Annotated in this window: 10 protein-coding genes and 1 pseudogene; 4 read left to right on the forward strand and 7 right to left on the reverse strand. The window is 70.4% G+C overall.

Annotation, left to right across the window (positions count from 1 at the left end; genetic code table 11):
• From HCC78_RS34225 to HCC78_RS30300, 7 genes and pseudogenes are all read right to left on the reverse strand, one after another.
• Nucleotides 1–111 (reverse strand): annotated as a pseudogene (locus HCC78_RS34225) (orotidine-5'-phosphate decarboxylase); the annotation flags it as partial.
• 40 nt (nucleotides 112–151) lie between these two features.
• A complete protein-coding gene (locus HCC78_RS30275) occupies nucleotides 152–916 on the reverse strand; it encodes a FadR/GntR family transcriptional regulator (RefSeq protein WP_172332467.1) in 765 nt (254 codons plus the stop codon).
• Nucleotides 885–1,844 carry an oligopeptide/dipeptide ABC transporter ATP-binding protein gene (locus HCC78_RS30280; protein WP_172332468.1) on the reverse strand — a complete coding sequence of 320 codons (960 nt, stop codon included), beginning with the start codon at nucleotides 1,842–1,844 and terminating at the stop codon, nucleotides 885–887. The genes HCC78_RS30275 and HCC78_RS30280 overlap by 32 nt, the downstream gene beginning before the upstream one ends.
• Nucleotides 1,841–3,709 (reverse strand): dipeptide/oligopeptide/nickel ABC transporter permease/ATP-binding protein, encoded by a 1,869-nt coding sequence (locus HCC78_RS30285; RefSeq protein WP_172332469.1) that lies wholly within the window; start codon nucleotides 3,707–3,709, stop codon nucleotides 1,841–1,843. The genes HCC78_RS30280 and HCC78_RS30285 overlap by 4 nt, the downstream gene beginning before the upstream one ends.
• On the reverse strand, nucleotides 3,706–4,653 hold the full coding sequence (locus HCC78_RS30290; RefSeq protein ID WP_172332470.1) for an ABC transporter permease: 948 nt from the start codon (nucleotides 4,651–4,653) through the stop codon (nucleotides 3,706–3,708). Before HCC78_RS30290 ends, HCC78_RS30285 begins: the two co-directional genes overlap by 4 nt.
• Nucleotides 4,654–4,685: 32 nt before the next feature.
• On the reverse strand, nucleotides 4,686–5,045 hold the full coding sequence (locus HCC78_RS30295; RefSeq protein ID WP_172332471.1) for an MmcQ/YjbR family DNA-binding protein: 360 nt from the start codon (nucleotides 5,043–5,045) through the stop codon (nucleotides 4,686–4,688).
• The gene (locus HCC78_RS30300) at nucleotides 5,042–6,628 is read right to left on the reverse strand and encodes an ABC transporter substrate-binding protein (protein ID WP_172332472.1); all 1,587 of its coding nucleotides are present in this window, start codon (nucleotides 6,626–6,628) and stop codon (nucleotides 5,042–5,044) included. Before HCC78_RS30300 ends, HCC78_RS30295 begins: the two co-directional genes overlap by 4 nt.
• Before the next feature lie 105 nt (nucleotides 6,629–6,733).
• Between HCC78_RS30300 and HCC78_RS30305 the strand changes: the two genes are divergently transcribed.
• The 4 genes from HCC78_RS30305 to HCC78_RS30320 all read left to right on the forward strand — a co-directional run bounded on the left by HCC78_RS30305 (nucleotide 6,734) and on the right by HCC78_RS30320 (nucleotide 10,094).
• Nucleotides 6,734–7,399 (forward strand): DUF1028 domain-containing protein, encoded by a 666-nt coding sequence (locus tag HCC78_RS30305; RefSeq protein ID WP_172332473.1) that lies wholly within the window; start codon nucleotides 6,734–6,736, stop codon nucleotides 7,397–7,399.
• Between the two features lie 69 nt (nucleotides 7,400–7,468).
• Nucleotides 7,469–8,110, forward strand: a complete 642-nt coding sequence (locus HCC78_RS30310; protein WP_172332474.1) for an alpha/beta family hydrolase — start codon at nucleotides 7,469–7,471, stop codon at nucleotides 8,108–8,110.
• A 146-nt stretch (nucleotides 8,111–8,256) separates the two neighbouring features.
• On the forward strand, nucleotides 8,257–9,099 hold the full coding sequence (locus HCC78_RS30315) for a peptidyl-prolyl cis-trans isomerase (protein WP_172332475.1): 843 nt from the start codon (nucleotides 8,257–8,259) through the stop codon (nucleotides 9,097–9,099).
• Nucleotides 9,096–10,094, forward strand: coding sequence for a HupE/UreJ family protein (locus tag HCC78_RS30320; RefSeq protein ID WP_172332476.1), 999 nt, complete (start codon nucleotides 9,096–9,098; stop codon nucleotides 10,092–10,094). Before HCC78_RS30315 ends, HCC78_RS30320 begins: the two co-directional genes overlap by 4 nt.
• The last annotated feature ends 254 nt before the right edge of the window (nucleotides 10,095–10,348 follow it).

The following is a 10,348-nucleotide window of genomic DNA, read 5'->3' on the forward strand; positions in this document are numbered from 1 at the left end:
ACGCACGCCCGGAGTGACGATCAGGCGGCCGTCCGCTTCGGGCAGGCCGCGGATCAGCGCGGCTTCCTGCGGGGAGGCAATCACCCCGTCCGCCCCGGCGCCGAAGGCCCGCGCCGGATTGCGGCCCCGGCAGCCGCCACGCCCGCACGGCTCAGTCCGGCAGGAAACGTCCGAGCGCCAGCGCCTCCTGGTTGCCCATCAGGCTCCAGGCGTTCTCCATGTGGGCCTTCATGATCGCCCGCGCCGCGCCGCCGTCGCCCGCGCGCAGGGCCGCAAGCAGGCGGCAGTGGTAGTCGTGGCCGGTCGCGCGCAGCTGCTCGTTCGGCGGCTCGTAGAGCTGCCGCTGCAGCGTGATCTCGGTCAGCAGGCTGACGGTGAAGCCGATGACGAAGCCCAGCAGCGGGTTGTCCGACTGCCGCGCCAGGGTGGCGTGGAAATCCAGCGAGGCGACATGCTGGTCGCGCTCCTCCTCGATCGTGGCGGCGGGCGCGGCATAGCGCGCGGCGATCGCCTCCAACTCCGCCAGGACCGGCTCTTCCAGGTGCCCCGCCAGGGCGGCGGCCAGCTCCGGTTCCATCGCGCGGCGCATCTGGTAGACATCGGCGATGGTCAGGTCGCGGAACCAGAAATAGTTCGACAGCAGAGCGCGCGCCCGCTCGGTGCCGACCTCGTGGACGAAGACCCCGCCGCCCGGTCCGGTGCGCGACTTCACCAGCCCCTGCGCCTCGAGAATGCGCATCGCCTCGCGGATCGTGCCCTTGGACATGGCAAATTCGGCCATCATCTCGGCCTCCGAAGGCAGGCGGTCGCCCGGGCGCAGGCCGCGTTCTACGACGGCGTCCTTGATCTTGCGTGCGACCTGTTCGGGGCGGCTGAGCCGCGGTTCAGTCTTCGAGCGGGTGGTGGCAGGCGGCAAGCCTCGTCTCTCCCATCGGTTCCAGCGCCGGATCCTCGCGGCGGCACAGATCGCTGGCCCGCGGACAGCGCCCGGCAAAGGCGCAGCCCGGCGGCGGATCCAGCGGATCGGGCAGCTCGCTGTCCTTCTGCTCGGGGGCGGCCAGCGGGCGGCCGACCACCGGCGCGCTTGCCGCTAGCAGCCTTGTATAGGGATGTTTCGGCGAGGTGAAGATTTCCCGTGCGGGACCGATCTCCACCACCGCACCGAAATAGAGCACCATGACCCGGTCGCTGACCGCCTCGACCACGGCCAGGTCGTGGCTGATGAAGAGGTAGGTCAGGCCGAATTCCCGTTTCAGCCGCGCCAGCAGGTTCAGGACCTGCGCCTGCACCGAAACATCGAGTGCCGAGACCGGTTCGTCGAGGATCAGGATCTCGGGCGCGGCCGCGAGCGCGCGGGCGATGCCGATCCGCTGGGCCTGGCCGCCGGAAAATTCGTGCGGGTAGCGGTCGAGGAACTCGTCGCGCAGGTTGACGCTGCCGAAGATCTCGGCGATCCGCGCAGCGCGCGCCGCCCGGTCCATGCCGTGGAGGAGCCGCAGCGGCGCTTCCATGATCTGGCGTATGGTCTTGCGCGGGTTGAGCGACGACACCGGGTCCTGGAACACGTACTGGATCAGCCGCCCGAAGGCCGCCGGATCGGCAGTGTCGAGCGCCTTGCCCGCGATCTCGATGCTGCCCTCCGAGGCAGGAAGCAGCCCGACCAGCATGCGGGCGAGGGTGGACTTGCCGCAGCCCGACTCGCCGACGATGCCCAGCGTCTCCCCGGTCTCGACCGAAAAGCTCAGCGGCCGCACGGCCCGGACGCCGGGGCGGGCGCGCGAGAAGAGCCCGCCGGAGACGGAGAAGGTCTTGGAGAGGCTCTCGGCCTTCAGCGCGGTGCTCATGGGGTTACCTCCGGATGCAGGCAGCGCACGTCATGGGTCCCGGTGCCGGCCAGGTCGATCGCGCCCTTGCGGCAATCCTCCTGCGCCTTGTCGCAGCGCGGGGCGAAGGCGCAGCCCGGCGGCAGGCTGTCGACCACGGGAGGCAGGCCGGGAATGGCGGCCAGCTCGCGCTTGCCCTCGCCCAGTTCGGGCACGCAGGCGATCAGCCGCGCGGTGTAGGGATGGGCGGGACGGGCGAGGATTTCCTCCGTGGGTCCCTGCTCGACGATCCTGCCGGCATACATGACCGCCACCCGGTCGCAGAGCTGGGCGACCACGCCGAAATCGTGGGTGATGAACAGGATAGCGAGCCCGCGCTCGCGCCGCAGCTCGTCCAGAAGGGCAAGGATCTGCGCCTGCACGGTGACGTCGAGCGCGGTTGTCGGCTCGTCGGCGATCAGCACCTCGGGGTCGTTGGCCAGCGCCATGGCGATGCCGATCCGCTGCCGCATGCCGCCGGACATCTCGTGCGGGTAGTTGCCGAGGCGGCTTTCCGGGTTCGGAATTCGGACGGCGCGCAGCAGTTCCAGCGCTCTTGCCCGCGCCTCGCGGTCGGAGATGCGGTGATGCACGCGGATCGCCTCGGCCATCTGCTCGCCGATGCGGTAGAGCGGGTGGAGCGTCGCCAGCGGATCCTGGAAGATATAGGCGACCTTCTCGCCGCGGCGGCGGCGCAGCGCGTCATAGGGCAGGGACAGCAGGTCCTCGCCGTCATGGCGCACCGCGCCGCCTGTGATGGCCCCGGGCGGCGAGGCGACGAGCCCCATGACCGACAGCGCGGTGACCGACTTGCCGGAACCGCTCTCGCCGATCAGCCCGAGGCATTCGCCGGGCTTCACATGCAGCGAGACGTCGTTAACCGCCTTGTAGACGCGCTTGCCCACGTGGAACTGGGTCTCAAGCCGCTGCAGGTCGAGGAGGCCCTTGGCGGGTTCCTCCGGCACGGGGCCGCGGCGGTCGACGCGGGTGGTGGCGCGGGGCCGGGCCAGCGCGCCGGATTTCAGCCGCGGGTCGAGCGCGTCGCGCACCCCGTCGCCGAGCAGGTTGATCGACATGACGATCAGGAAGATCATCAGCCCGGGCACCACGGAGGTATGCGGCGCGGTGATCAGCGCTGCGCGCGCCTCGCCCAGCATCGAGCCCAGATCGGCCTGGGGCGGCTGGCTGCCGAGCCCGAGGAAGCTGAGGCCGGCCGTCTCCAGGATCATCCATCCCACCGTGGTGGAGATGCCGATGACGATGACCGGCAGTACGTTGGGCAGGATCTCGGACAGGATGATCCGCGTGTGGCCCATGCCAGCCAGCCGCGCCGCATCGACGAATTCGCGCCCGGCGAGACCCACGGTGATGCCGCGGATGTTGCGGGCGAAGAACGGAATGTTGACGGCGGCCACGGCGATCAGCGCATTTCTCAGCCCCGGGCCGAGTGCCGCGACGATGGCCAGAGCCAAGAGGATGTAGGGAAAGGCCATGAGCATGTCGATCGCGCGCATGATGACGTTGTCGGTGCGCCCGCCGAAATAGCCCGCGGCGATGCCGATGGCCGAGCCGAGCACCGCGGCGGCCAGTGCCGCGAAGAGCCCGATGGCCAGCGACACGCGGGTGCCGTGGACCAGCCGGGCGGCGAGGTCGCGGCCGAGATGGTCAGTACCGAGGATGTGGCCTTCGGAGAAGGGGCGGGCGAAACGCTCGGAGGTGGCGGTGGCGTCCGGATCCGGCAGCGGCAGCAGCGGCGCGACGAGGACCAGCGCGAGGATCAGGCCCAGCACCACGGCGCCGATCGCGGCGAGGCGGTTGCGGAAGAGGAGCTTGAGGAAGGCGCTCATGTGCGGATCCTCGGGTCGAGCAGGCTCTGTGCGACGTCCACGGCGATGTTGAAGAGAACGTAGCAGGCCGAGACGAAGACCACGCCGCCCTGCACCAGCAGGATGTCGCGCTTGAGGATCGCGTCGACCAGCATCCGCCCGACGCCGGGCCACTGGAAGACCATCTCGATATAGACCGCGCCCGACAGCACGAAGCCGGCCTGGATGCCGAGCACCGGGATGACCGAGACCATCGCGGCGCGCAGCGCATGGCCGTAGACTACCCGGCGCTCGGGCACGCCCTTGGCGCGGGCGGTGCGGATGTAGTCCTGGCGCAGCACTTCCAGCATGGCGGACCGCGACAGCCGGGCGATCACGCCGGTGGCCACGGCGGCCAGCGCCAGCGCGGGCATGGCTAGGTGCGCGATCAGGTCGGGCAGGTCGCCGCCGCCATAGATCGCGTACATCCCCGACACGGGCAGCCAGCGCAGGTTCACCGCGAAGAGCAGGATCATCATCATGCCGAGGAAGAAGGACGGCACCGAGATGCCGATCAGAACGACGAAGGTGATCGCCTTGTCGGCAAGGCTGTATTGCCGTGCCGCCGAGATGGCGCCTGCGAGGATGCCGAGGATCGAACACAGCACGAAGGCGGTGCCCGCGAGGATCAGCGTGGCCGAGAAGCGTTCGGCGATCTCGTCCAGCACGGGACGGTTCAGCGAGAAGGAGCGGCCGAAATCCCCCGTGAGCATGTTGCCGAGCCAGATGAAGTACCGCTGCACCAGGGGCTTGTCGAGGCCGAGGTCGCGGTTGAGCTTCTCGACGTTTTCCGGCGTCGCGTAGCTGCCGAGGATGGCGGTAGCCGGATCGCCCGGGATCATCGCCATGATCAGGAACACGATCACCGTGATGCCCAGCATCACCGGGATCGCCGAAAGCAGTCGCTTCAGAATGTATCCGGCCATCGGTCCCTTTCCCGTTCTGCCTGGCCCCCGTGTCAGTCCGCCCCAGCCAGCCGCGCCAGCGCCTTCGGCGCTACCAGCGCGTAGCTGCGGCGGATATGCGCCTCTGCCTCCTCCCAGTCGGTCCCAGCATGGAGCCGCAGGCCGATCCAGCCCTTCGGCCCGACATAGGGCGGGCGGAAGAAGGTGGCCGGGGCCGCCTCGACCAGCACCGCCTGCGCGCCGCGGGGCGCTTTCAGCCAGACCGCGGGCGCGCCGCCCTCCATCCGCGGCATGGCGAAGATCCGTCCCCGCACCCGGTAGGCCGGCCCGCCCCGCATCGGCTGATCCTCCGCCTCGGGAAAGCCGAGGCAGAACTCGCGCAGCCGCTCCAGCGGGGCCTCCGTCGCGGTCAATTCTTCGCCACGTCCTTGAGCATCAGCAGGAAGGACGGCTCCAGCGCGAAATTCTCCACGCGCGAGGAGGTCACGGCGTTCTGCTTCCAGTTGGCCACGAAGACCCAGGGCGCGTCGTCCTGCACGATCCGCTGCATCTGCCTGTAGAGGTCCGCCCGCTCCGCCTGATCGGTGGAAACGCGGGCCTTTTCCAGCAGCGCGTCGACCTCGGGGTTGGAATAGTAGCCCGAGTTGAACCCGCCCTCGTCCGGCCAGGCATCGGTGCGCAGCGCGAGGAAGGGCAGCGTGTCGGGATCGTTGGTCATCCAGGCCATCTCGGCCATGTCAGCCTTGCCCTCGAGCCCGGGATTCACCTCGCCGAGGAACGTGTTCCATTCATAGGTCTCGATCTTCACGTCGAACCCCACGGCGGCCAGGTCGGCCTGGATCGCGGTGCCCATCGGCACCGGGTCGAGCATGCCCGAGCCGCCCTCGGTGACATAGAAGGTCAGCGTCGCGCCCTCCGCACCTGCCTCGGCGAGCAGCTCCTTCGCCTTTTCCGGATCGTAGGGATAGGGCTCCAGCTCCTCGTCATGGGCCCAGGCAAAGGCCGGGGGCGTCGGCCCTGCCGCGACCTCGGCGGTGCCTTCGAGCACGTCATTGACCAGCGCTTCCTTGTTGATCGCGTAATTCGCCGCCTGGCGGACGCGCTTGTCGGCGAAGGGACCTTCCTTGGCGTTGAGGATCAGGAACCACAGATGCGGCCCGGCCTGCTCTGCCAAGGTAAAGTCGTCCCCCTGGAACTGCGACAGCGCGACGGGCGGCACCTCGACCATCAGGTCGATGCCGCCGGCCAGCATCTCGGCCACGCGGGTATTGGCATCGGTGATCGGGCGGAAGACCACCGCCTCGGTTCCCGCCGGATCGCCCCAGTAATCAGGGTTCCTCTCGATCACCACCGCCTCGTTCGACCGCCATTCGGCGAACTTGAACGGACCGGTGCCGACCGGCGCGCGGCCGAAATCGGCGCCGGAGGCTTCGACGGCCGAGGGCGAGACGATCAGTCCGGTCGGGTACGCGAGGTTCGACAGGAAGGGAGCATAGGGTTCCGAAAGCGTGAATTTCACCGTCAGCTCGTCCACCGCCTCGACGGTTTCGACCGCGGAGAAGAAGAAGGCCAGCGGGAAGGGGCCTGTATCATGGAACGGGTGGCTCTCGTCGAGCATGCGGTCGAAGTTGAACTTCACCGCCTCGGCATTGAAGGGCGTGCCGTCATGGAAGGTGACGCCGTCGCGCAGGGTGAAGGTATAGACGGTGCCGTCATCGCTGATCGTCCAGTCGGTGGCGAGCGCCGGCGCGACCTCCAGCGTGCCGGGGCTGTACTGCACCAGCCCCTCGTAGAGATTCACAAGGATGCGGAAGTCGTTCACTGCCGTGACTGCTGCGGGGTCGAGCGATTTCGGCTCGGCGATCTGCCCGACGATCAGCACGCCCGGCGGTGTCTGGGCGATTGCGGGCGCCGCCCCGAGCGTCGCGGCACCGGCCAGAAGGGCGGCAGCAGAGGCGGCAAGGGCGCCGCGCCGGGTCCAGTTCCAGATATCCATCTTCGCGCTCCCTGTGGCTTTCGGTAATTTGATTCGAATTTATCGTGATAAATTGCGCAGTCAATTTTTCATGATAAATTGAGAGCGAACAGGCGGAGCTTCCGGATGACTTTCTCAATTCTTGTGCGCGATGCGGAAACAGGCACCATCGGCGGGGCGGCGGCGACGGGCAGCCTCTGCGTCGGCGGCTGGGTGCTGCGCGGCGACATCCGCGCGGGCATGTCGGCCTCGCAGGGCGCGGCCCCCTCGACTTTCTGGGGCGAGGACGTGCTGGCGCTGATGCGCGAAGGCGTGCCCGCCCCCGAAGCGGTTGAGCGGATCACCGGGCCGGACAGGGGCCGCGCGCACCGCCAGCTTTCGGCGCTGGACCTCGCGGGGCAGGGGGCGGTGCACACCGGCGATCTGAACACCGATGCCAAGGGCGGTCTGGTCTTCGACCAGGGCGTCGCCGCGGGGAACCTGCTGGCCAATCTCGACGTGCTGCCCGCGCTGGCGGAAAAATATGCCTCCGCCCGCGGCTCCGTCAGCCGCCGCCTGATCGCGGCCCTGCGCGCGGGCGCGGGGGCCGGCAGCGACAGCCGCGGGCTCTATTCCGCGGCACTGCTGGTGCTGCGCCCGGACCATGCGCCGCTGACGCTGAGGATCGACCACCACCCGCGCGACCCGATCGGCGCGCTGGCCGATTTGCATGCCCGCGCCACCAGCGGCGAGTATGCCGGCTGGGCGCGGCAGGTGCCGCACCCCGCGGACCGCGAGCGCGGCCTGGACTGACGGCCGGGCTTGCCGGGCGGCGGCATTGCCGCGATGCTGTGCACCGGACAGGCATCGGGGGTCGGACAGATGCAGTTTCTTCTCGACGGCGGCGGGCCGGACCGGCCGATGGTGCTGCTGGCGCATGGCGCGGGGGCGCCGATGGACACGCCGTTCATGGACGGGATCGCGGCCGGGCTGGCCGCGGCGGGGCTGAACTGCGCCCGGTTCGAATTCGGCTACATGGCGGCACGCCGCAGCGGCGGTCCGAAGCGCCCGCCGCCGAGGGCCGAGGCACTCTGCGGAGAGTACATCGCCGCGGCGGAGGAACTCGCCGCGGCGGGTCCGCTGATCGTCGGCGGCAAGTCGCTCGGCGGGCGGGTGGCCAGCCTGGTGGCGGAGGAGCTGTTCCGCACCGGCCGGGCAGCTGGGCTGGCCTGCCTCGGCTATCCGTTCCATCCGCCCGGCAAGCCGGAGCGGCTGCGGACCGCGCATCTGGAGAAGCTCGCGGTGCCCGCGCTGATCTGCCAGGGCAGCCGCGACCCGTTCGGCACGCGGGAGGAGGTCGCAGGCTACGCGCTCTCTCCGGCGATATCGTTCTGCTGGCTGGAGGACGGCGACCACGACCTGAAGCCGCGCAAGCGCGTCACCGCCGCGAGCCAGGCCGATCACATCGGGAGCGCCGCGGCCGCCATCGCCGCCTGGACCCGGACCCTGCGGTCCGCGGCCTGACCGGCCGACGCACCTGTCCGGGCTTGCGCGGCGCGCGCCGGGCATTGACGGAAGCGCCCCTGCCGGCTGAACCTTCCGGCAAGACGGGAAACCGGAACCGACAACGGCGCGTCCGGCCGAGGACCCGCCCAAGCCAAGGACGCCAGATGAGCCTGCGCCGCCTGATTGCCTCGCCGCTGCTGCATTTCTTCGTGATCGGCGGACTGGTCTTCGCGCTCTACGCCGTGCTGGACCCGGCCCCGGAAGAAACCGCCCGCCCCGGCACGATCCAGCTGTCGCCGGAGGCTGCCTCCGGCCTGGCCGCGCAATTCGCTTCGGTCTGGGGCCGCCCGCCCAGTCCTGCGGAGCTGGAGGCGCTGATGCAGGACTGGGCCGCCGAAGAAGCCATGGTGCGCGAGGCGCGGGCGCTCGGGCTCGACCGCGGCGACGGCGTGGTGCGCAGCCGCCTGCGCCAGAAGATGCTGTTCCTCGCCGAAGGACCCGCAGCCGCACAGGACCCCGAGGAGGCCGAGCTCGCCGCCTATTACCGCGAGAATGCCGCGCGCTACGCGGCGCCGGGCAAGGTCAGCTTCCGCCAGCTGCTGCTGCCGCCCGGGGCCGGGCCCGACGAGATCGCGCAGCTGCGACGGGCCCTCGATGCCGGGGCGGATCCGTCCGGGCTGGGACAGGGCACGCTGCTGCCGGACGACATGGAGGGCATGGCGCTTCCGGCGGTCGGGCGGGTGTTCGGCGAACGCTTTGCCGCCGAGCTGGCGGCCCTGCCCGCCGGCCTCTGGAGCGGCCCGGTCGACAGCGGCTATGGCCGCCATCTGGTGAAGATCGAGGCGCAGAGCACGTCTGAGCTTCCGCCGCTCGAGGCGGTCCGAGACCGCGTGCTTGCCGATTGGCGCGCGGCTGAGGCGCGGCGGCTGCGCAGCGAATTCTCCGCGGCGATGCTCGCCCGCTACAAGGTCGAGCTGCCCGCCGCCGGCGAGGTGCAGCTGCCATGATCCGCCTGGCCGCGATCCTCCTGCTGATCCTGCCGCTCATGTTCCCGCTCCGGGCGGCCGCCCATGCACTCGATCCCGGCTATCTGGAACTGTCCGCGCTCGGCGGCGACCGCTGGCGCGCGACCTGGCGGGTGCCCGACGTCTCGGGACATCCGATGCCGCTGGACGCCCGGCTGCCCGGCAGCTGCAGCCCGGCCGGCTTTCCGTCCCCGGCCTTCGACGGCCGCGCCTGGAGCGCGGTGCAGATCGTCTCCTGTCCCGGCGGGATCGCCGGCGGCACGCTGCGCATCGACGGGCTGGAGCGGACCGCCACCGACACGCTGGTCCGCTACGAACTGTCTCCCGGCGTGCCGCAGACCCGCCGCCTGACGGCAGCGGAGCCGGAGTTCCGGATCGACGCCGCGCCGGGCTGGAGCGGCATCCTCGCCAGCTACGCGGCGCTCGGGACGGTGCATATCCTCGAGGGGGCGGACCATCTGCTCTTCGTGCTCGCGCTCGTTCTGCTGGTCCGCGCGCCGCGGCGGCTGCTCTGGGCGGTGACCGCCTTCACGGCGGCCCACAGCCTGACGCTGGCGGCAGCCTCGCTGGGCTGGCTGACGCTGCCGTCCGCGCCGGTGGAGGCGGTGATCGCCCTCTCCATCGTCTTCCTCGCATGGGAGCTTGCGCTGCCGCCGGACCGCCGCGATCCGCTGGCCGAGCGCTTCCCAGCGCTGGTCGCCTTCGGGTTCGGCCTGGTGCACGGGCTGGGCTTCGCGGGGGCGCTGCGCGAGATCGGCCTGCCGCAGGGCGACGTGCCGCTGGCGCTCTTCGCGTTCAATATCGGAGTGGAGGCGGGGCAGCTCCTGTTCATCGGCACAGTGCTTCTGGCCGGGCTGGCCGCGCGGCGGCTCCTGCCGATGCTAGCGGCAAGGCGGGAGATCTTCGCCCGGGCCGCGAGCTACGCCGTCGGCTCGACCGCGGCCTTCTGGGCGATCCAGCGGATCTGCTCCTTTTGAGGAGCGGTCCCCGCCCCGGCGGACAGACCGGCCAGCGCCCAACCGCGCAGCGACGCCGCACCCGCGCAAGGAGCGCCGCCAGAGAGCCCCCCGGCTGGCGACATCGGAAGGAGCCTGCCCAGAGGTAAACTGGCGAAGGTGCCGCAGCTTTGCACCGGACTGGCGTTGTTGCGGAACTCGTCGGCTTCCGGGATTCACGGCATGGATCCGGCGGGTCAAGAGCTTGGCATGCCGAAGCCGGAACCTGCCCGGCA

It is taken from the genome of Mangrovicoccus sp. HB161399 (assembly GCF_013184745.1).
In the GTDB taxonomy this organism is placed as follows: domain Bacteria; phylum Pseudomonadota; class Alphaproteobacteria; order Rhodobacterales; family Rhodobacteraceae; genus Mangrovicoccus.

What these genes read in the sequence shown, in the direction of transcription:
- HCC78_RS30285 (WP_172332469.1), bottom strand. Translation starts at nt 3,709, where the DNA reads ATGAGCGCCTTCCTCAAGCTCCTCTTCCGCAACCGCCTCGCCGCGATC.
- HCC78_RS30290 (WP_172332470.1), bottom strand. Translation starts at nt 4,653, where the DNA reads ATGGCCGGATACATTCTGAAGCGACTGCTTTCGGCGATCCCGGTGATG.
- HCC78_RS30315 (WP_172332475.1), top strand. Translation starts at nt 8,257, where the DNA reads ATGAGCCTGCGCCGCCTGATTGCCTCGCCGCTGCTGCATTTCTTCGTG.
- HCC78_RS30300 (WP_172332472.1), bottom strand. Translation starts at nt 6,628, where the DNA reads ATGGATATCTGGAACTGGACCCGGCGCGGCGCCCTTGCCGCCTCTGCT.
- HCC78_RS30280 (WP_172332468.1), bottom strand. Translation starts at nt 1,844, where the DNA reads ATGAGCACCGCGCTGAAGGCCGAGAGCCTCTCCAAGACCTTCTCCGTC.
- HCC78_RS30305 (WP_172332473.1), top strand. Translation starts at nt 6,734, where the DNA reads ATGACTTTCTCAATTCTTGTGCGCGATGCGGAAACAGGCACCATCGGC.
- HCC78_RS30320 (WP_172332476.1), top strand. Translation starts at nt 9,096, where the DNA reads ATGATCCGCCTGGCCGCGATCCTCCTGCTGATCCTGCCGCTCATGTTC.
- HCC78_RS30310 (WP_172332474.1), top strand. Translation starts at nt 7,469, where the DNA reads ATGCAGTTTCTTCTCGACGGCGGCGGGCCGGACCGGCCGATGGTGCTG.